The following is a 21,702-nucleotide window of genomic DNA, read 5'->3' as shown; positions in this document are numbered from 1 at the left end:
AACCAGGCACCTCAAGGCTTATTTATTTGTTTTGCCGGCAAGGCCTGTATGAAATCTCAATCAGCGCCAATACTATATATGGATAAAAAATAACTAGCTTATTGGCTGGAGGGATATGTAGATGATAGTTAATGATAATCCGGTAGTTGCTCCTCCGGGTACTAATCCTGAAGCACCTCAAATAAATCCGTCGCCGGCAGAAAGTCCGAAAAAAAGCAGACAAGCCAGGAAAACAGCAGCAGCCGAAAATATCCAGGAGTTGGGGACACCCGAAGTACCAATAGCGAAGACCAATATTCATGTAATGACTATAATTGGGCAAATTGAAGGCCATATGGTTTTACCGCCTCAGAACAAAACCACCAAATATGAGCATGTAATGCCACAGATTGTCGCGATTGAACAGTCAAATGAAATCGACGGTTTGCTGCTGGTACTCAATACTGTAGGCGGCGATGTTGAAGCAGGGCTGGCCATCGCTGAAATGGTTGCCAGTATGTCAAAACCCACTGTTTCCATAGTATTGGGGGGCGGGCATAGTATTGGCGTACCGATTGCCGTTTCGGCGACATATTCGTTTATCGTGGAGAGCGCTACCATGACAATTCACCCTATCAGGCTTACCGGTTTGGTCATAGGCGCGCCAAGTTCCTTTGATTATCTCGAAAAGATGCAAGAGCGGGTTAATAAATTTGTGGTAAGCCATTCCAATGTAACTGAAAAGAAATGGAAAGAATTTCTCTTCAAAACAGGTGAATTGTCCCGGGACATCGGAACTTCGGTAGCTGGCAAAGATGCTGTTAAATATGGTTTAATTAATGAAATAGGCGGCGTATCGCAAGCCTTGAAAAAACTAGAGGAACTCATTGAACTGCAAAAAGACCATAAAGAAGGTAAGGGGCTGAAGCAGTAATGATTCTCTGGACAATTGTTCCGGAAGAAGTAGTGTATAGCGACCAAAATCAGCCGCAGCCAGCTTATGAAGAAATTGAATATGCAGGACAAAAGGTAATGGCGCAAAAAATATCGCATAATGAATTTCGTGTTGTTCGCTTATTGACCACCGATCCTGTCGACTACCTTCGCAATGAATTGCAGCCGGGAACAATTATCACTTATAAACCGGTTATTCAGGCGCTCTCGTAAAGAGGGCGTTTTTCTTTTACCTTAAAAATACTAAAAATAAAGGAATTTTTCTCATAGTGTAGAACCCTGTACTAGTAGAGGTGGTATGTTTTGCCTAAATGGTTAGACCATTTGACTCCGGAATTGCGACATGAATTATTGGGTATAACAATGTTTACCGGCGGACTGCTGGCGTTAATTAGCCTGCTGGGCTTGAATGTTGGTCCGTTAGGGGTATTTATTGCTAAAATACTTACATATACTTTTGGCATTGGCGCGACAGTTGTACCTTTGGTGTTGTTAATCGTTGGACTAAAGTACATTGTAGCGAAAAGCCCAATTATTTATTCAGTCAAGTTTTGGGGCTTATTGCTTTTTTATCTTATGGTTTTAGCAATTTATCATCATGTTAAGATTCCGGTTGGTCAGGAAATAATGCCTGATAGCTTGGTGACAGGCGGCGGCTTTACCGGCGGTGTGCTGCTTTTTTCTTTGCGTAAATTGTTAGGAGTGCATGGTTCCATTATCGTACTCTCCGCCATGTTGCTTTGTTCAATACTAATGATTACGACCTGGTCACTGGCGGCAGCACTGCTGACAGCTAAAGTCAAGGCGGTAGACAGCCTGACTTCAGCCAAGGAAGCTATCGCCGCGTCTGCAGAAAATATTTTCTCAGAACAAGAGGAGCCACCAACCCGGCCTGCTTTTTATGACCAGCAGTGTGATGACAAGCCGGAATTTATTGTCAAGACGCCCAAAAAAGAAAATAGTATGCCTAAAGAGGGGATCGCCGCAGCAGAACACTCTGAACCGGAGTCTTTCGTGCCGGTCAGGCCTGAAGCGGCTGAGGCGACTGCAACATATGGGTTGCCGCCGGTATCTATCTTAAAAAAACCAAACCGTCCACGCTTAACCAAGCTGCCGAAAGAAGTTACCGACAACGCCCGTATACTGGAACAGACGTTAGACAGTTTCGGCGTCAGTGCCAGAGTGATAAATACTTGTCAGGGACCGACAGTTACGCGGTACGAACTTGAACCCGCTCCTGGTGTAAAAGTAAGCAAAATAGTGAATTTATCAGATGACCTGGCGCTGAAACTTGCATCGTCAGGGGTTCGTATTGAAGCTCCTATTCCCGGTAAAGCAGCTATTGGCATTGAAGTGCCCAATAAAGAATTATCCGGTGTTGCTTTAAGAGAGGTTTTGGAAACTGACGAATTTGTACGTTCTTCCTCCGGTTTGACAGTAGCGTTAGGCAAAGACATTGCAGGACAGCCAATTGTTGCAGACCTGGCTAAGATGCCGCATTTGCTGGTTGCGGGGGCTACCGGTTCAGGCAAAAGCGTTTGCATTAATACGTTGATAACCAGCGTGCTCTTTAAAGCGCGTCCTGATGAAGTAAAATTAGTATTAATTGACCCTAAAATGGTGGAACTATCCAACTATAATGGTATACCGCATTTGCTGACACCTGTAGTGACAGACGCCAAAAAAGCGGCATCGGCCTTAAACTGGGCTGTACAGGAGATGGAGCGCCGTTATGAAGTTTTTGCTACCGCGGGAGTCCGTGATATTGCACGGTATAATGAGCTTCATGCCGATAACCGTCTGCCCTTAGTGCTGATTATCATCGACGAGCTGGCTGATTTGATGATGGTAGCCCCTGTCGATGTTGAGGATGCCATTTGCCGCCTGGCACAAAAAGCCCGGGCTGCCGGTTTGCACCTGGTACTGGCCACACAGCGTCCTTCGGTTGACGTCATTACCGGTACAATTAAGGCCAATGTACCTTCCCGCATTTCTTTTGCTGTCTCGTCACAAGTCGATTCACGGACAATTTTAGACAGTGCCGGGGCCGAAAAACTGTTAGGCAAAGGGGATATGTTATTTTACCCGGTCGGGGCTTCAAAGCCGCTCAGGGTGCAGGGAGCCTTTATTGCCGATAGCGAAGTGGAAGCCCTGGTAAACTATATTAAGGAACAGGCTGAGCCGGAATATAATGATGGTATAACGACTGTGGAGAGTGGGAATGCCGGTAAAGATGAGCAAACTCATTTTGAGGATGAACTTTTGGAAGATGCCGTAAATATGGTGCTGGAAACCGGACAAGCTTCTGTATCCATGCTGCAACGCAAATTTCGTATTGGCTATACGCGCGCGGCCAGGTTAATTGATACTATGGAAGAGATGAAAATTGTCGGACCCAATATAGGTAGTAAAGCACGGGATATTATTATGACTTCTGAACAAGTTAACGCAAGATATTTCAAGAAATAACTCTCTTTTATGCTTAGCGCATTTATGACAGGGTAGAATAATAGTGGTGATTTATATTGCATAGTATTATTAGTGTAGAAGAAGCTGTCGCTATAGACAGTCCGGTTTTTATTGATGTGCGTTCACCGGCAGAATATGAAACCGGGCATATCCCTGGAGCCGTAAACATTCCCTTATTCAGTGATGATGAACGTGTTCAGGTGGGAACGACCTACAGACAGGTAGGTGTCGAAGAAGCCAAGCTGCAGGGACTGGTTTTGGCCTCAGCCAAGCTGCCGGATATCGTCGGACGGGTTCAACAACTTCGTAAATCAGGACGAAAAGTGGTAGTGTACTGTTGGCGGGGTGGCATGCGCTCCAAAGCGGTAGTAACTGTGCTGGAATTAATGGGAATCTTGTCTTCTCAGCTTTCCGGGGGCTACAAAGCCTATCGTCAATTTGTCTTGAACAGGCTGAGAACTTTCGAGGTTAAACCCATAATCATTGTGCTCTGCGGCTCAACCGGCACAGGGAAAACTTTAATTCTAAACCAACTGGCTAATGCAAACATTCCGGTAATCAATTTGGAACAATTAGCAAATCACCGGGGGTCGGTTTTTGGACAAATTGGTTTAGGCAGACCGGCAACAGCTCAAATTTTTGATACGAATTTATTGCTGGCGCTTGACCAATTAAATACACAGCCATATATAGTCGTTGAATGTGAAAGCAAGCGTATTGGCAATGTATACTTACCCGACTGTCTGTTTGACGCTATGAGGCGGGGCAAAAAGATTTTGGTGTCAGCAGATATTGAGGTACGGGTAGACCGGTTAATCAAGGAGTACATACATTTATATAAAGATAAAGACAATGATGAAGCAATAGTTGCTGGCCTTGAATCATTGCGCAGACGTCTCGGCAACAAGAAAACAGAATGCTTATTGGCTGATTTTAGAGCAGGTAAGGTTCGGGACGTCGTGAAGGTACTGCTTGTGGACTATTACGATCTTATGTATGGCTATGGGCAATCAGATACAGCTATATATGATGTAGAAGTAAATGCAGATGATATAGAGCAGGCAACGGAAGTGATAATCCAATACTTACAACAGTTTGGGAGGTAGTTGTTTTGCAAACAGTAGGGGAACTTTTACGCGCTGAACGTTTAAAGAAAGATCTGTCGATCAAAGATGTTGAAAGTGCTATCAGCATTAGGGCGCTGTATCTTAACGCTATTGAAGAAGGTAACTATGGTGTTATTCCCGGAGAGGTATATGTAAAAGGGTTTATCCGCAATTATGCAACTTTTCTGGGGCTTGATCCTCAGCAGGTTATGGAGATATATCGTCAAAATAAAGGGCAGGTTACCGAGAGTGTTCCGGAAAGCAGCCAACAGGAAGAGCCTGTAAGCAGGCCGCCTCAAAGCGGTAATGCATGGTTCAAATGGCTGGGGATAGCTGTTGTTGCAGCAGGGATTGTTGCCGGAGTGACCTGGTGGTCATCTGGCAGTCAAAAACCTGTTCCAACTCCGCCATCGCAATCAGCGGCCCCTAAACAGCCGGAACCGGCAATGCAGCAACCGGCAGCGCAGCAGCCGGCTTCAAATCCAATGCCGTCAACCCAGTCGGCTCTGCCGGTCCAGCCGGCTGCCAAAGTCATTGTAAATGTTAAATACAATTCCCAGTGCTGGACACAAGTCATGGCAGACGGCAAGGAAATCTACGAAGGTATTCCCAAGCGCGGTGAATCGTTGACCTGGGAAGCCGTCAATACTCTGACAGCCAAGTTTGGCAACGCCGGTGCCGTTGAGGTAGTATATAACGGGAATGCGGTGGGGAAAATTGGTGGGAATGGTGAAGTCATTGTTAAAACATTTACATTGACGGGAATTACACAATAGGAATGAGGTAAATTTACCGATATGACGAATTTCTTGCCCATGACCAGAGAAGATATGGCTGAAAGAGGCTGGGAACAACTGGATTTCCTGTTTATAAGCGGGGATGCGTATGTTGACCATCCCAGTTTTGGACCGGCCATTATCTCCAGACTTTTAGAAAAGTATGGTTACAAGGTGGGAATCATTGCTCAGCCTGACTGGCGTACCACGAATGACTTTAAACGTTTAGGCAAACCCCGGCTGGGTGTATTGGTCAGCGCAGGCAATCTTGACTCTATGCTTAATAAATACACGGCAGCCAAGAAATATCGCAGTACTGATAACTATTCGCCCGGAGGCCAGGCTGGACTTAGGCCGGAACGGGCGACAATTGTTTATTGCAACCGGCTAAGAGAGATCTGGAAAAAGACACCGTTGATTATTGGCGGCATCGAAGCCAGTTTGCGGCGGTTTGCCCATTATGATTATTGGTCAGATAGTATACGGCGGTCAGTTTTGATTGATAGTAGAGCCGATCTGCTGATATATGGTATGGGTGAAAAGCAGATAAAAGACTTAGCCGCACAATTAGCTGCCGGTATTGGTATTGAAAATATCCGGGATATACCGGGAACCTGTTATCGCACCGAGCGGCTTGAGCATCTCTGGGATTATGCTGAGGTACCTGGTTACCAGGAGGTCGTCAACAGTAAGGCTGATTTTGCCCAGGCCTTCAAAATTCAGTATTTGGAGCAGGACCCGATCAGGGGAAAAATCATTGTTCAGGGATATGGTGAACAATATGTGGTGCAAAATCCACCGGCTATGCCGCTGTCGACCCAGGAGATGGACGAAATATATGATTTGCCATATCAGCGCACCTATCATCCTTCCTATACCGCAGCAGGCGGGATTCCGGCTATTCAGGAGGTAAAGTTCAGCATAGTCAGTCATCGCGGCTGTTATGGAAGCTGCTCGTTTTGTGCGTTATACGCGCATCAGGGAAGGATAATTCAGAGCCGCAGCAAGGAATCCATACTGCGGGAAGCCGGTGAAATTGTCAGAATGCCGGACTTTAAGGGGTATATCCATGATGTGGGCGGACCTACCGCGAATTTTCGCCAGCCTGCCTGTGAGCAGCAAGCAGACCGGGGGGCCTGCCGCGGCAAGCAATGCTTGTTTCCCAATGCTTGCAAAAGTTTGAACACCGATCATACCGAGTATTTAGAATTGCTTAGGGCAATCAGAAAAATTCCCGGCATAAAAAAAGTCTTTGTGCGCTCCGGGCTGCGGTATGATTATTTGCTGGCAGCCAATGATATGCAGTTTTTGCGGGAATTGTGCGAGCATCATGTCAGCGGTCAGTTAAAAGTAGCACCAGAGCATATTTCGGCCAAAGTAACACAACTAATGGGCAAAGCAGGTAAAGATACGTATTTAAAATTTAAAAAGGCATATGAAAAAGTCAATAAGGAATTAGGTAAGGAACAATACCTTGTACCTTATTTTATGTCCAGCCATCCGGGCGCCGGCCTTAAAGAAGCGGTTGAATTGGCCGAATTTCTGCGTGATACCGGTTATAATCCGGAGCAGGTGCAGGATTTCATTCCTACTCCGGGAAGCATATCAACCTGTATGTATTATACCGGGATCAATCCGCTGACAGGGGAAAAGGTCTATGTTGCCAAAAAGCCGGAGGATAAAAGGCTGCAGCGAGCGTTATTGCAGTACCGGAATCCGAAAAACTACGAGTTGGTGTATGAAGCACTCACTAAGGCCAATCGCCGGGACTTAATCGGCTATGAGCCAAAATGCCTGATACGGCCGCCGCGAAATAAACCGCAGGCTGCCGTTTCACAAGCCGGTAAATCTAACAAAACCCGTCGGGTTGCTCCTGCCAGGGACAAGCGGGGTAAAGAAAAGAGACTAGATAGAAAAATCTAGTCTCTTTTGGCTAGCAGGCCAAATGCACGGCGGCAGTCATCTGATAACAGGTACATGGCAATTAGTCCATGGGGGACAATAGTTATAATCCCCATCGTCATACTGTAGCCGAACATGACGATAAATCCGATGATTACAAACACAATCGATAAGACTAATTCCACCAGCCGGGCCCAGCGTTTGAGCTTTAACAAGCCAAAGGCGGGAATGGCGTATAAGAGTAGTGCGGCAAACGAATTCAGGGCAGCTGTCGTATCATTATGTACAAGCCCGTCGTAGATGCCGAAGGCGTAACCCACTGCTATTAACAGTAAAAAAATTATGACAATAAGCAGACGCGCGGTCAAATCCGGATGAAGCATAGACCACAAGGAGGGTTTATCTATCATGGTAACAACTCCTTTCCGATAATTTACCTGATACCACACTAATACGCCCTGCTTTAATAACCGGGAGTTTAGCGGGTTTCCCCGGAAGCTTGGTCTCCTCTATTCTACCACAATATGTTATTTTTTAGAATAATGGAGTTAGTAACTTGCCAGCCCTAATCCAGTGAATACTGACGGTCTATTTTCCGCAACTCTTCGTTGTCGTCAGTCAGCATACGTCCGGTATGCTTCCTTCCTCCGCCTTGATTTGCGAAAAATAGCCTCGCCATTATTCTACTGTTTTAGAGCTGACAAGCTACTAGTTTGCTTACAGATACAATATAATGATTTATGTTCAGGAAATTAAAGGAATTTAGACTTGCATAAAGAAGAAATAAAAGGTATAGTATATATGTTTGCCTTTCCTGTAATTCTAACTATAGCTAGTAGTCTGCGATAAAAACACTGCGGATTTAGGCTTGGCGGACTATAATAGAGCGGAGGTAGTTTATGCGACGTTATCTACCACTGTTGTTAATGTCTTTCTTTTTGCTTATTTTATTGGTTACAGGCACTACCTATCTTGCAGGCTATGCGGGCAGCAAGGGGAACAAAAGCGGTTTGGAAACCATTACTGTTTATACAACATTACCGCTGGAGCAGGTAGCCATAATAGCCCAGGAATACGAGAAAACCGCTAATGTTAGAGTGAATATTACCCCCCTTACCGACAAGGAACTGATTAACCGGTTAATAGCAGAGTCGCTGCAGCCGCAGGCCGACCTCATCCTGGCTCATCGCAAGACGCTGAAACAAGCCCGGAGCAGTGCGCTTCTGGTACCATACCAATCAGAATATACGGATATCATACCAAGCAGGTTTCAAGATACTGACGGTTATTGGGTAGGTCTATGGTATGACCCCATTGTTTTTGCGGTCAATCAGGATTACTATCAAGCCGCAGCGCAAAAACCGGCCAACTGGTCAGACTTGCTGCTGGATGATAAAGTAAGGGTAGGTATGACGGATTTTCTTGCAGCCGATGCGTCTGCCAATCTTTTATACACTTTGGTTGCTGCTAATGGTGAGGAGCAGACATTAAATCTGTTCAAAAAACTTCACCCGCATATTGTGCAATATGCTAAATTTCTGGCAACACCGGCGCGAATGGCCAGCATGGGTGAGGTTGATATCGGTATTGCTGTGCACAGTGAGACCATGCGTTATGCCAAGGACGGCTTTCCCGTGCAAATTGTTTACCCTGAAAGTGGTTCGGCGTATTTACTGACAGGCGCGGGCCTGGTCAGAGGAGCTAAGCAGGCCGGGCAGGCAAAACATTTTATTGACTGGCTTACTCAGGATGCACCGCAAGTGGTTATGACACAACATAAATTTTATTTTTTCCCCACTAATCCGGAAACAAAACTATACCGGGAATATGCGAAAAAAAACATGAAGCTGCTTGACCATCATGATATGTACTCCCCTGAACAGCAGCGGCGATTACTGGATAAATGGGTTCAAGCCCGCTTGGGAATAAAGTAGGAGGCCTACGCACCAATGCTTAAAGCAGGATTTGTTAGTTTAGGATGTGCCAAAAACCTGGTAGATACTGAAATAATGCTGGGAATTTTGGCTGATAACAATATAACTATTACCGATGACCCGCATGCCGCCGATATCCTGATAGTCAACACCTGTGGATTTATAGACTCTGCCAAAGAAGAGTCTATTTCCACCATTATTCAGATGGCTGATTTTAAACGGGAAGGTAAATGCCGGGGTCTGATTGTTGCCGGATGTCTGGGGCAGCGTTATCAGCAGGAATTATTAGACGAATTGCCGGAAGTCTCGGCCATTGTCGGTACCGGCGCATGGCACCGGATTATGGAAGCAGTACAGGCTGTTCTGGCTGGTGAGCGTCTTTTGCTTATTGGTGAGACAGATACTATTTATGATGAAAACATGAGACGCATTACCACTACACCTTCTTACAGTGCTTATGTAAAAATTGCCGAAGGCTGTAGTAATTGCTGTTCCTATTGTGTGATTCCGCTGGTGCGGGGAAAATATCGCAGCCGTACAATAGAATCCATTGTCAGTGAGGTAAAAAACCTCACTGCACAAGGTGTAAAAGAAATAAATTTGATTGCTCAGGACACTACCAGTTATGGGCGTGACCGTTATCATACGCCGCAGTTAACAGCCTTGCTTAAAGAATTGGTAAAAATCGACGGACTTCTTTGGATTCGGCTGCTTTATTGCTATCCTAAATATTTTAATGATGAGCTTATTGAAACAATTGCCAGCGAACCTAAGATTTGTAAATATATTGACATGCCGCTGCAACATGCTGATGATGAAATATTAGCGGCCATGAACCGCCGTGATACGCGGGCTGATATTGAAAAATTACTAACTAAGATTCGAGCTTCCATCCCTGGCGTAGTTATTCGTACTTCGTTCATTGTCGGGTTCCCGGGTGAATCAGACGCGTACTTTGAAACCTTAAAGCAATTTATGCTTGCGCAAAAGTTTGAACGGGTAGGTGTTTTTTCCTACTCCCAGGAAGAAGGCACACCGGCCGGGGCTTTGGCGCAGCAGGTGCCTGACACGGTTAAAGAAGAACGATATCACGAACTGATGGCATTGCAATGCCAGATTTCCGAAGAACTGAATCGCCAGATGGAAGGAAAAGAGCTTACGGTACTCATTGAAGGCCATAATAGCGAACAGCCTGATGTGGCTTTCGGCAGGTCATACCGGGAAGCGCCTGATGTGGATGGACGGATTTTTGTTGAGAACGCTGGCGGGCTGGTTCCCGGGGCTGTAGTACAGGCAGAGGTTGTACAAGGATTTACGTACGATCTGTTAGCAGAGAAAAAGCCGGACTAGGCGCATCTTAAACCTCATATCCGATTTCGCCAAGGCACCAGCCATAATACTATAATGCAAGCTCAAAATAGTAGAGGCGTCATGCTCTGCTATTTTTTATCCTGAAAGCTATATATTCCGTGTTCTTGAAGTTTGCGGGCGCAGGCGGGCGCGGTGTATATTGACAACGCTCCATCACTGGCGTTTGACTTCCGCTTATGCCAACACACCACCCGCCTGCAAAAGTTTTTAACACATTGTATATAGCAGTCCGGTTATAAATAAGCCATAGCAATAATGCGGTTATTAACGATAATTTTTGCGGTAAAATATCAATTAAGTAGAGGATTTGCTAATTTATAACGCGAATGCAATAGAGTTAGGGGGGAAAGTAATGATTGTAGAGTTAGTCAGTACAGGAACTGAACTGCTTTTGGGACAGATAATAAATACCAATGCGCCATTTTTAGCTACCCGCTTAAACGAGCTGGGGTTTAGCGTGATATATCAAACAACAGTCGGTGATAACCGGGACAGAATGAAGCTGGTTTTAAAAACCGCATTAGAACGGGCCGACCTTGTTATAACAACCGGTGGACTGGGTCCAACGCAAGGTGATATCACTAAAGAAGTAACCGCATCGCTGCTAGGGAAAACGATGTATCTGGATGAGGCAAGTGCCAAGCAAATTGAGCAGTATTTTGCCACACGCCGTACCTGTATGCCAAGTAATAATTTGCGTCAGGCCATGATGCCCGAAGGAGCACGGATTGTTGAAAATACTTGCGGCACAGCGCCAGGTGTTATTATTGAAGACGAGGCGACAGGTAAAATTATTATCAATCTGCCGGGACCGCCGCATGAATGTTCAGCCATGTTTGAAACCTCGATTGTTCCGTATCTTAGCGAACGCTTTGGTTTTCAGGGGGCGATAGTATCAAGAGTCCTCCGTACCTATGGGCTGGGAGAGTCGGCGTTAGAAGAGCGAATTAAGCACTATATTTTATCTCAGTCCAATCCGACGATTGCCTTGTTAGCCCGCAGTGGTGAAATTCACGTGCGCATTACTGCTCAGGCGGCAAGCGAACCAAAAGCTTTGCAAATGATTCACGATCTCGAAAGCCAAATCCGCCCGTTGTTAGGTGAACATGTTTTTGGAATTGATGAAGACACTATCGAGATGAGTGTGGGCAAATTATTACTGGAAAAAAAATTGTCGGCAGCGCTTGCAGAATCTTGTACCGGCGGCCTTGTTACCAGCCGTATTACCGATGTTCCCGGCAGTTCGCGGTACCTGACAGGTTCCATAGTATGCTACAGCAATACTGTCAAAATGGAACAAGTTGGCGTTGCCGAAGAAATACTTGCCGAAAAAGGGGCCGTAAGCCGTGAGACAGCTGAAGGCATGGCTCAGGGTATTAGAGAAAAATTCTGTGCCGGTGTAGGTATCGGCATTACCGGTATTGCCGGTCCTGACGGCGCCACTGCCGATAAGCCGGTAGGACTTGTTTACATTGCCATTGACGGTCCGGCAGGAACCAACTGTTACGAGCATTATTTTACAGGAGCACGTACTGATATAAAAAACCGGACGGCTCTAGCCGCCCTTAGTCATTTGCGGCATTATCTGCTTACTATTTAGGAGGTTGTTATATTGAAAGACACAGTAACTTTATTTGGTGAGATAGCTTTAAGTAAGAAAACAGCAGCAGCTATTACGGCGATGGGGTTTGAAGAACCTTCTCCCATTCAGAGCCAGACTATCCCTCTGGTATTAACAGGCAAGGATGTTTTAGGTCAGGCACAGACCGGGACAGGTAAGACTGCCGCCTTTGGTATACCGATCATGGAGCGGATAACCGAGGCCAGACAAATACAAGCCCTGGTGCTTACCCCAACGCGCGAACTGGCCATCCAGGTCTCTGAAGAATTGGCTAAAATCGGGAAATTCAAGCGGATTAAAACCTTGCCTATCTATGGAGGGCAGGCCATAGAAAGACAGATTAGAACGCTCAAATTAGGTGTACAGGTCGTCATCGGAACTCCTGGTCGACTGCTTGACCATATTCGCAGAAACACGATCAAGCTGGACCATGTAAAAATGCTGGTACTTGATGAAGCTGATGAAATGCTGGATATGGGCTTTATCGACGATATTGAAAGTATCCTTGCGCATGTTCCCACTGAGCGCCAAACCCTGCTATTTTCGGCCACTATGCCGGCTGAAATAATGAGATTAGCCAATAGGTATATGAAAGACAGAGTAACGGTAACTATTAGTAAAGAGCAACTGACAGTGCCGCTGATTGACCAAATCTATTACGAAACCCGTGATAAGCTTGACGGCTTGTGCCGGGTACTCGATTCCGAGACGGTTGACCGGGTTATCATTTTTTGTCGGACGAAGAAAGGTGTCGACGATCTGGTGGCGTCTTTGTCGGCGCGCGGCTATATTTCAGACGGATTGCATGGTGATTTAAGCCAGACGCAGCGTGACCGGGTTATGAAAAAATTCCGTGACGGTAAGCTGGATATTCTTATTGCCACCGATGTTGCTGCGCGGGGGCTGGATATTGATCATATCAGCCATGTTATTAACTATGATATTCCTCAAGATCCTGAATCCTATGTTCACCGCATTGGCCGTACAGGCCGCGCCGGGAAAAAGGGTGTGGCAATTACTTTTATCCAACCCCGTGAGTACAGACAGCTTAAGATTATTGAGAAAGAGGTCAGGACACGCATCCTGCGGCGCCAATTGCCATCACCTGCCGATATTCTTGAACGTCAGACAGAAGTGATTAAAAACCAGCTCACTCAGACCATTAACCGCGGCGGGTTTGATGCCTATAGCAGTATTATCGCTGATTTGGCTGCCGATTACGACCCGATCGAGCTTGCGGCAGCTGCATTAAAACTGTTTCAAGAAGGCTACAAAGAGCAGGTAAGTCTTGAGAAAACCCAATTTGCCAACACCGGGGCCGAGCCTGGCATGGTAAGGTTATTTATTAATGCCGGACGGGCGCAACGAATTCAGCCACAGGACATTGTTCGCACAATTGCCGAAGAAGCTGACATTGAAGGCAGTATCATCGGTGTAATAAATATTTATGATAAATTTACCTTTGTTGAAGTACCGGAAACCGTTGCCGAACGGGTACTGTCGGTCATGAATAAAAACACCATTAAAGGCTACCGGATTAATATAGAACCGGCAAAGGGACGCTAAAATACAAATACCATATAGGCAAACATCACCCGGCAAGAGGATTGACAAAACGAACAAACGTTTGTATACTGTTAGTATATATACAGAGCGTTAAAGTTTGCAGGCGGGAGGTGTGTTGGCAGTGAAAGTCAGGCACCAGCGGTGCGGCATTGTCAACATGCCTCCTGCCTGTGCCTGTAAACTTCTTTAATGCTGAATATATAGTTAGCGGGGGAGGTTTATATTTATCGTGGATAAAGCGAAAGATTTTGAGAAAAACCGGGAAATGGACAAATTCAAAGCACTTGAAAATGCTATGAGGCAGATAGAGAAGGATTTTGGCAAAGGCGCTATTATGAAGCTTGGCGAAGCGGCTGCCAAAATGAATATTGAAGTTATCCCAACAGGCTCATTACCTCTTGATATTGCGCTCGGCGTCGGTGGCGTACCGCGGGGACGCGTTATTGAAATATTCGGGCCAGAGTCGTCAGGTAAAACCACAGTTGCGTTACATATTATAGCCCAGGCACAGAAACTGGAAGGTATAGCTGCATTTATTGATGCCGAGCATGCTCTTGATCCGGTTTACGCCAAAAAACTGGGTGTTGACATTGACAATCTTTTAATTTCCCAGCCTGATAATGGTGAACAAGCGCTTGAGATTGCTGAGGCACTGGTGCGCAGTGCGGCTATTGATGTTATTGTCATTGACTCGGTAGCTGCTTTGGTGCCCAAAAACGAAATTGAGGGAGATATGGGAGACTCGCATGTCGGTCTTCATGCCCGCTTAATGTCTCAAGCCTTACGTAAACTTACCGGTATTATCAGTAAATCGCGTACTACGGTTATCTTTATCAACCAAATTCGTGAAAAAGTCGGTGTTATGTTTGGCAATCCGGAAACAACCACCGGTGGACGTGCTTTGAAATTCTATTCGTCAGTCCGTTTGGATGTTCGCAAGGCCGATACTTTGAAACAAGGGAATGATGTTGTCGGTACCCGCACGAAGGTCAAGGTTGTTAAGAATAAAGTAGCTCCTCCGTTCAAACAGGCTGAATTTGACATAATGTATGGTGAAGGTATTTCGCGTGAAGGCAGTCTGGTGGATATGGGAGTTAGCCTTGATATTATCAATAAAAGCGGCGCATGGTTTTCTTACAATGGACAACGGCTGGGGCAAGGGCGGGAAAACGTCAAGGAATTTTTCAAAGAAAACCGGGAAATTGCCGATGAAATTGATAAGAAGATCCGCGAAACCTTACTTACCGGCGATGCCAAGCTTGATAAAACCTTAAGTCAAAGTGATGAGGCTTTTAGCGAGGATAGTGACGAGGCTTTTGAAGTCTGATGAATAAGAAGATAGCTGACACTGCTGTTGCGCTGTTAAAGAATAGAACTTATAGTCAGTACGAGCTTGAGCAAAAGCTTGCACAGCAAGGTTATGACCAGGATGCAGTACATGCAGCTATTCAATATGTTACTGAGCGCGGCTATCTGAATGATGCCGCGCTTTGTGATCGGCTCCTGGAAAAATATGCTGAGATGAATAAATACAGTGTAAAAGAGTCTTATATGAGATTAAGGCGGCGAGGTTTGCCGGCAGCTTTGATTAATGAAAGGCTAATGAGCCGGGATGAGGAATTTGAATATCAGGCAGCCCTTAATTTAGCCCAAAAATACCTGGCCTGTCATGAGGCTGCAATGCCGAAGCTAGTGCGCCGTTTAGCGGCAAAAGGATTTAGCCCAGGAACTGTCAGTAAAGTTTTAAAGCACCTTAGGGATATGTCACCTTGACACCTATTTGAAAAACATTTACAATAAAATTATCCAATCGTGTAACAAGTTAAATCTAGTTAGGTAAACTTTTAAGAGAGCCTGTATGTTGATAAAGCATCAGAGCAGCTACTTTTGAAAGCGAGCTAAATATCGGCTTTACCCTTAATAGCTATTTTGCAAAATGAAGGAGGTGGAACATATACTAGAAATTATTCTTACCGCAATTTTAGTCGGACTGCTAGGTGCTGGTGCAGGCTATTTAGTACGTAAAAATATTGCCGAAGCCAAAATCGCTTCTGCGGAAAATGCAGCCAGAAAAATCTTAGAAGACGCTGAGAAGGATGGCGAATCTAAGAAAAAGGAAGCACTAGTAGAAGCCAAAGAAGAGATTCATAAACTTAGAAGTGAACTTGAGCGGGAAATTAAAGAACGTCGTACAGAACTTCAGCGTCTGGAACGGCGCTTGGTGCAAAAAGAAGAAAACCTTGACAGAAAAATCGATTCTCTTGAAAAGAAAGAAGAGATTCTCAGTCGTAAAGAAACTGAGTTGGATAAAAGTCAAGAAAAGATTAACGAGCTTTATGCCAAGCAACTTACTGAACTCGAAAGACTGTCCGGTTTGACCTCCGAGGAAGCCCGCAGCTTACTGCTTGCCAATGTCGAAGATGAAATTAAGCACGAAACAGCTATGCTCATCAAAGAATTGGAGCAACAGGCCAAGGAAGAAGCGGAAAAGAAAGCCAAAGAGATTATATCACTGGCCATTCAGCGCTGTGCTGCTGATCATGTCGCAGAAACTACTGTTTCGGTAGTTTCCTTGCCTAATGATGAAATGAAAGGGAGGATTATCGGTCGTGAAGGCCGCAATATCCGAACCCTTGAAACCCTTACCGGTATTGATTTAATCATTGATGATACACCTGAAGCGGTTATTTTGTCAGGATTTGATCCTGTTCGGCGGGAAGTTGCCAGAATAGCACTGGAAAAGCTTATCGTTGATGGGCGTATTCACCCGGCTCGCATAGAGGAAATGGTTGAAAAGGCGCAAAAAGAAGTTGAACAGAAAATTAAGGAAGCAGGCGAGCAAGCTACCTTTGAAACAGGTGTTCATGGTTTGCATCCGGAGCTGATAAAACTTCTTGGACGATTAAAATTCCGTACCAGTTACGGCCAAAATGTACTTAAGCATTCCATTGAAGTAGCACATTTGGCCGGAGTTATGGCAAGCGAGCTTGGCGTGGATGTAATGTTAGCCAAGCGGGCAGGGTTGCTTCATGACATTGGTAAAGCTGTTGACCATGAAGTTGAGGGTCCGCATGTTACCATTGGTGCCGATTTAGCTAAGAAATATCGTGAGACAGCTGAGGTTATTAATGCTATTGCTGCGCATCATGGTGACGAAGAACCTAAAACCATTCAGGCAGTGCTGGTAGCGGCAGCTGATGCTGTATCTGCTGCGCGGCCGGGAGCTCGTAGAGAAACATTAGAAAGCTATCTTAAGCGATTAACACGATTGGAAGAAATCGCTGAATCATTTGATGGCGTAGAAAAGTCATTTGCTATTCAAGCAGGCCGCGAAATTCGTATTATGGTTAAACCAGATAAGATTGACGATTTAACTGCTGTTCGTTTGGTAAGGGATATTGTGAAGAAAATTGAGAGTGAACTAGAATATCCGGGTCAAATTAAAGTAACAGTTATTCGTGAAACGCGTGCTGTTGATTATGCGAAGTAAAAAAATGAATTGAGCTATTTAAACGGCTTTTACCTTTAGGTAAAGCCGTTTTTTAGATTTTTTACCAAGAATTTAAAAGCAGGATTTAGCATCTTCTCAGAGAATACTTGCTCTATATATATACTTTTTGGATGGTGAAAATACATGCCTGAATTTAATCAAAATGATCAACAGGTTTCTGATGGGGCAAACCTGCTTATATCTATGTTGGTGCGGTATCCTGAAATTGGAACCATCAACTTTGATCCTGAGGAAAATTCGATAAAACTTACATTTATGATTTCCGGTATTCCCACGGCCGTGGACTTTGAAAACCTTAAACGACTTATTATTAATAGTGTTGCGGCATATCATTTATTGGAGGACATTAAAACCAGCAGCATGGATGTTGAACTAAGTTCCTATGAGCAAGTGGCAATGCTAAGTATTACGCGGGATGTACACACTATGTCCCGGGGAGAGATTAACTTAACGATCAAACTTCTTAGAGAACGGTTTGCCGAGCGCTTGGTTGCTGACCATAATGATACCATGTTAGAAGAAGACCTCCGGCTGCAAGACGAAGTAATAGAAGATATGCTGGAAAATATGCGTAAACAATATAATGATAATCACGGTCTTATTGGTATTCGGGAAGATGGGCGTGTGTTTGTGTTTAACAAATAGCATGTCCGGTTGCCCTGCAACAATGGGTATTTGACTTTGTTGTTACTGCAATGTGCCTATAATGCGTTATTGGTTGCTATAAAAAATGAATTTATTGAATTTGTTGTAATAATTAGATTTTTTTTATTTGTGAAAAAAGGTATTTTTTGCCGTATAACGAATATATCTAATTTATAGAACTAATAATTTTTTTTTATCAAAGGAGGGCACATAAAAGCATGGATGTATTGAAAGTATCAGCAAAATCTAATCCTAATTCTGTAGCAGGGGCCTTGGCTGGTGTATTGAGAGAACGTGGTGGCGCCGAGATTCAAGCAATTGGTGCCGGAGCACTTAACCAGGCTGTAAAAGCAGTAGCGATTGCAAGAGGGTTTGTAGCGCCGCATGGAGTTGATCTAATCTGTATTCCCGCCTTTACCGATATTCTTATTGATGGTGAAGAAAGAACTGCCATCAAACTGATTGTTGAGCCTCGCTAATTATTTACCGAAAGCTTGAAACCTGTTCATCTTGAACAGGTTTTAGTGTTTTTAATAAGTATTTTATGGCATAATATAACCATATAAAATATCATGGAATAGTATAGATGGTATATCAGTATAAGGAGTGAAAAAGATGGAACTTGAGGTCATTGCCGGCTCATTACCGGAAATTGTATGTGATTCCATTATTATTCATGTATCTGAAGGCGCTATGATTCCCGGTGGAACAACCGGCGCTGTAGACAAAGCGTTAAGTGGACATATAAGTGAAATCATTCGTGATATGCCGGAATGTGGTAAGTATGGTGAAACCACAGTTATACATACATTTGGTGCAATTGGTGCGAAACATGTTATTTTGCTTGGTCTGGGCAAGCAAAGTGAACTTACGTTAGACAAAGCCCGCGCGCTTATTGCTGTTGGAATGCGGGCTGCCAGAAAGCTCCGTGCGAAAACGGTAGTAACAACTGTACCAGATACGGGAGTGGCAGAAGGCTGCCAAACGGCTCAAGCTGTTGTTGAGGGGGCCGTCATGGGGCTGTATCGGTTTAAACATTACAAAACCGGCAAAGAGGATTCTCCTGCCATCGAGAAACTTGTTATTGCGATACAGGACGGCACAAAAATTGATGAATATAATGAGGCAATGCGGCTTGGCAAAATAATTGCCGAAAGTGTAAATTATGCCCGCGACCTGGTAAATCACCCGGCTCAATATATGACCCCGGCCAAAATGGCGTGGCATGCTGCTGAGATTGCCCAAAAATACGGTTTGGAACTAAGCGTACTTGATAAAGAGGATATGGAAAAACAGGGGATGGGTGCACTGTTGGCAGTAGCGCAAGGCAGCGTTGCCGCTCCTAAATTAATTGCCTTAAAGTATGCGGGAGCTCCGGCAAAGCCAGAAGTTATAGCCTATGTCGGCAAAGGGATTACCTTTGACAGTGGTGGAATATCACTAAAACCCAGTCAAAATATGGATGAAATGAAGGGGGATATGGCTGGGGGCGGCGCTGTGTTAGGCGCTATGCTGGCTATTGCCCAAATTAAACCTAAAATAAATATTTTAGCTGTTGTGCCGTGTACTGAAAATATGCCATCCGGAACGGCCTACAGGCCAGGTGATATTATTACATCGATGAGTGGGAAAACCATTGAGGTGTTAAACACCGACGCCGAAGGACGGTTGATTCTGGCAGATGCGATCACCTATGCCCAAAAACTGGGGGCCACTAAGCTGATTGACATCGCAACATTAACAGGGGCGTGTGTTGTTGGGCTCGGGAGTTTTTATTCAGGTGTTATTACCAACAATCGCGAGTGGCTGGCAGCAGTCACCACTGCCGCCTGGCAAACAGGGGAAAAAATGTGGGAGCTGCCTAATGATGAAGCATATCTTGAGCAAATCAAGAGTTCAATAGCTGATTTGAAAAATAGCGGCGGCCGGCCGGGCGGGGCAATTACAGCCGGCTTATTCATCGGACAGTTTGCTGGCGAAACCCCATGGGTACATGTGGATATAGCCGGAACATCGGATACAGATAAGAATAAGGGTTATAATCTCAAGGGGGGTACCGGGGCAGGGGTTCGGACACTCATTCAATTGGCTGCCAACCTGGGCCGGTTATGATTGCTGATTTGCATATTCACTCCACGGCTTCTGATGGCCGGTTATCGCCCCAGGAAATTGTTAGGCAGGCCAGGCGGGCAGGCCTCAGCCATATTGCTATTACGGACCATGACACCGTTGCTGCCCATAAAGAGCTGCGGCGAGCTGCTGCTTTCGATACAGCTGTTGCCAAGCCGGTCATTATTCCCGGGATAGAGTTCAGCACCGATTTACCGAAATATGAGGTCCATATTCTGGGGTATTATATTGATATTGACAATGGTAAGCTTAACGATCAATTGGAGATTATTCTCCAGGACCGTTTGCAGCGTGCCAAAGTTATGGTAGATAAATTAAATAAATTGGGTTATTCGATTGATTACCGCCGGGTATTGACCATTGCCGGGCAAGCCGAAGCCGTAGGGCGGCCGCATATAGCCAAGGCGCTTGTCGAGAAAAAATACTTTAATACAGTTGCGGCAGCCTTTGAACAGACGCTGGCCCAAAATGGCCCGGCATATGTTCCCCATTATAAAATGACTCCGGAACAAGTAATCCGCTTAATCGAACAGGCTGGGGGTATTGCCGTATTGGCGCATCCCGGCCTGGTCGGTAACGATGATTTGGTTATTGATTTAATCCAAGCCGGTATTCATGGCTTGGAAGTATATCATCCGGAGCATAACCAGGCAATGACAAACAAATACCTGGGGATTGCCAACAAATACAAATTGAAAATAACAGGCGGTTCCGATTTCCATGCTATTCCCGGCAGGTATCCTGAGGAACTGGGCAGCTTCACGATTCCGACTGCTATTGTTGAATCTTTGTCAATGTGATACTTTTACTTGACAACACCTGCAAAGGTGTTTATTTTTATATTATTAGAAAGAATCCCTTTCTAATAATAACTGGCTATATCTTATTATTTGGGCAGGAGGCTGGCCTATGGACACCATCGCTCTGGTAGGTCCAAGTGGAACGGGCAAAAGCCATCGGGCGCTAATTGTTGCGCACGAATATGACGTTGATACAATTATTGACGACGGGCTGTTAATTAAGGACAGTAAAATTATTGCCGGCTATTCAGCAAAAAAAGAGCCAAGCAAAATTCGTGCTGTCAAACGTGCCATATTTATGGAACCTGACCATGCTGTTGAAGTTAGAGATGCAATTGTTAGAGTAAAACCTGGCCGTATTTTAGTATTGGGTACATCCAAAAACATGGTAGAAAAAATAGTGGATGTGCTGAATCTACCGCCAATCAGCCAGGTAATCCGGATTGAGGATATTGCCACTAGGGGTGAAATTGCCAAAGCGAAAGAGAGTAGGCTAAAAGAGGGGAAACATATTATTCCTGTACCTACGATTGAACTTAAACCGCATTTTTCCGGTTATTTAATTGATCCGCTGGATGTCTTTTTTAAAAAATCCCGCTCAAAGCAGCGGCGTAAGCTGGGAGAAAAATCAATTGTCCGGCCGACCTTTAGTTATTATGGAAAGCTGCTTATCTCCGATGCAGTAATAGCGGCAATTGTGGACTATGTTGCGACAAGCGAGGAGGCTGTTACCAAAACAGGCCAAATACATATTAAAAACTCGCAGGACAGAGAAAAAGGAATTTCGATTTCGTTGGATGTAACCATTAAATATGGGCCATCGATCTGGAATGTCGTACAGGATGCTCAAACCCGTGTCAAGCAGGTTGTTGAGTACATGACAGGCATGAACGTTAAAGAAGTAAATGTGATGGTTAAACGGTTAAGTATTGAATAAT

19 protein-coding genes are annotated in these 21,702 nt (G+C 44.9%); 18 read left to right on the top strand and 1 reads right to left on the bottom strand.

Annotated features, from left to right (window positions below):
- Positions 1–121 precede the first annotated feature (121 nt).
- The 6 genes from GT1_RS00820 to GT1_RS00795 all read left to right on the top strand — a co-directional run bounded on the left by GT1_RS00820 (position 122) and on the right by GT1_RS00795 (position 7,207).
- Positions 122–913 carry a ClpP family protease gene (locus GT1_RS00820; RefSeq protein WP_188396731.1) on the top strand — a complete coding sequence of 264 codons (792 nt, stop codon included), beginning with the start codon at positions 122–124 and terminating at the stop codon, positions 911–913.
- The gene (locus tag GT1_RS00815; protein ID WP_188396728.1) at positions 913–1,146 is read left to right on the top strand and encodes a YlzJ-like family protein; all 234 of its coding nucleotides are present in this window, start codon (positions 913–915) and stop codon (positions 1,144–1,146) included. The genes GT1_RS00820 and GT1_RS00815 overlap by 1 nt, the downstream gene beginning before the upstream one ends.
- A 150-nt stretch (positions 1,147–1,296) precedes the next feature.
- Positions 1,297–3,402: a DNA translocase FtsK gene (locus GT1_RS00810; protein WP_188397476.1), complete on the top strand. Its 2,106-nt coding sequence runs from the start codon at positions 1,297–1,299 to the stop codon at positions 3,400–3,402.
- Positions 3,403–3,458: 56 nt separating this feature from the next.
- Positions 3,459–4,508, top strand: coding sequence for a tRNA 2-selenouridine(34) synthase MnmH (gene mnmH / locus GT1_RS00805; protein WP_188396726.1), 1,050 nt, complete (start codon positions 3,459–3,461; stop codon positions 4,506–4,508).
- A gap of 5 nt (positions 4,509–4,513) precedes the next feature.
- Positions 4,514–5,284, top strand: a complete 771-nt coding sequence (locus GT1_RS00800; protein ID WP_188396724.1) for a RodZ domain-containing protein — start codon at positions 4,514–4,516, stop codon at positions 5,282–5,284.
- A gap of 21 nt (positions 5,285–5,305) precedes the next feature.
- Positions 5,306–7,207 (top strand): YgiQ family radical SAM protein, encoded by a 1,902-nt coding sequence (locus GT1_RS00795; RefSeq protein WP_188396722.1) that lies wholly within the window; start codon positions 5,306–5,308, stop codon positions 7,205–7,207.
- On the opposite strand, the gene GT1_RS00790 is transcribed toward GT1_RS00795, so the two are convergent.
- Positions 7,204–7,596: a hypothetical protein gene (locus GT1_RS00790; protein ID WP_188396720.1), complete on the bottom strand. Its 393-nt coding sequence runs from the start codon at positions 7,594–7,596 to the stop codon at positions 7,204–7,206. The genes GT1_RS00795 and GT1_RS00790 overlap by 4 nt on opposite strands.
- Before the next feature lie 489 nt (positions 7,597–8,085).
- On the opposite strand from GT1_RS00790, the gene GT1_RS00785 reads away from it, so the two are divergent.
- The 12 genes from GT1_RS00785 (at position 8,086) to GT1_RS00730 (ending at position 21,701) form a co-directional block, all read left to right on the top strand.
- The gene (locus GT1_RS00785; protein WP_188396718.1) at positions 8,086–9,120 is read left to right on the top strand and encodes an ABC transporter substrate-binding protein; all 1,035 of its coding nucleotides are present in this window, start codon (positions 8,086–8,088) and stop codon (positions 9,118–9,120) included.
- A gap of 15 nt (positions 9,121–9,135) precedes the next feature.
- Positions 9,136–10,470, top strand: a complete 1,335-nt coding sequence (gene rimO / locus GT1_RS00780) for a 30S ribosomal protein S12 methylthiotransferase RimO (RefSeq protein WP_188396716.1) — start codon at positions 9,136–9,138, stop codon at positions 10,468–10,470.
- Positions 10,471–10,843: 373 nt separating this feature from the next.
- Positions 10,844–12,091 (top strand): competence/damage-inducible protein A, encoded by a 1,248-nt coding sequence (locus tag GT1_RS00775; RefSeq protein WP_188396714.1) that lies wholly within the window; start codon positions 10,844–10,846, stop codon positions 12,089–12,091.
- A gap of 12 nt (positions 12,092–12,103) precedes the next feature.
- A complete protein-coding gene (locus tag GT1_RS00770; protein WP_188396712.1) occupies positions 12,104–13,678 on the top strand; it encodes a DEAD/DEAH box helicase in 1,575 nt (524 codons plus the stop codon).
- A 265-nt stretch (positions 13,679–13,943) separates the two neighbouring features.
- The gene (recA, locus tag GT1_RS00765; protein WP_188397470.1) at positions 13,944–15,005 is read left to right on the top strand and encodes a recombinase RecA; all 1,062 of its coding nucleotides are present in this window, start codon (positions 13,944–13,946) and stop codon (positions 15,003–15,005) included.
- Positions 15,005–15,451: a regulatory protein RecX gene (locus GT1_RS00760; RefSeq protein ID WP_188396710.1), complete on the top strand. Its 447-nt coding sequence runs from the start codon at positions 15,005–15,007 to the stop codon at positions 15,449–15,451. The genes recA and GT1_RS00760 overlap by 1 nt, the downstream gene beginning before the upstream one ends.
- A 163-nt stretch (positions 15,452–15,614) precedes the next feature.
- On the top strand, positions 15,615–17,168 hold the full coding sequence (gene rny / locus GT1_RS00755) for a ribonuclease Y (protein WP_075755205.1): 1,554 nt from the start codon (positions 15,615–15,617) through the stop codon (positions 17,166–17,168).
- 144 nt (positions 17,169–17,312) lie between these two features.
- On the top strand, positions 17,313–17,834 hold the full coding sequence (locus GT1_RS00750) for a hypothetical protein (RefSeq protein WP_188396708.1): 522 nt from the start codon (positions 17,313–17,315) through the stop codon (positions 17,832–17,834).
- A gap of 218 nt (positions 17,835–18,052) precedes the next feature.
- Positions 18,053–18,313: a stage V sporulation protein S gene (locus tag GT1_RS00745; protein WP_075755210.1), complete on the top strand. Its 261-nt coding sequence runs from the start codon at positions 18,053–18,055 to the stop codon at positions 18,311–18,313.
- A gap of 136 nt (positions 18,314–18,449) precedes the next feature.
- Positions 18,450–19,946, top strand: coding sequence for a leucyl aminopeptidase (locus tag GT1_RS00740; protein WP_188396706.1), 1,497 nt, complete (start codon positions 18,450–18,452; stop codon positions 19,944–19,946).
- Positions 19,943–20,764, top strand: coding sequence for a PHP domain-containing protein (locus GT1_RS00735; RefSeq protein ID WP_188396704.1), 822 nt, complete (start codon positions 19,943–19,945; stop codon positions 20,762–20,764). Before GT1_RS00740 ends, GT1_RS00735 begins: the two co-directional genes overlap by 4 nt.
- Positions 20,765–20,873: 109 nt before the next feature.
- On the top strand, positions 20,874–21,701 hold the full coding sequence (locus GT1_RS00730) for an Asp23/Gls24 family envelope stress response protein (protein ID WP_075755216.1): 828 nt from the start codon (positions 20,874–20,876) through the stop codon (positions 21,699–21,701).
- The last annotated feature ends 1 nt before the right edge of the window (position 21,702 follow it).

It is taken from the genome of Sporomusa sp. GT1 (genome assembly GCF_014634905.1).
GTDB classification, from domain to species: domain Bacteria; phylum Bacillota; class Negativicutes; order Sporomusales; family Sporomusaceae; genus Sporomusa; species Sporomusa sphaeroides.
The sequence above is the reverse complement of the archived record's forward strand: the minus strand, read 5'-3'. Positions and strand labels throughout refer to the sequence as shown.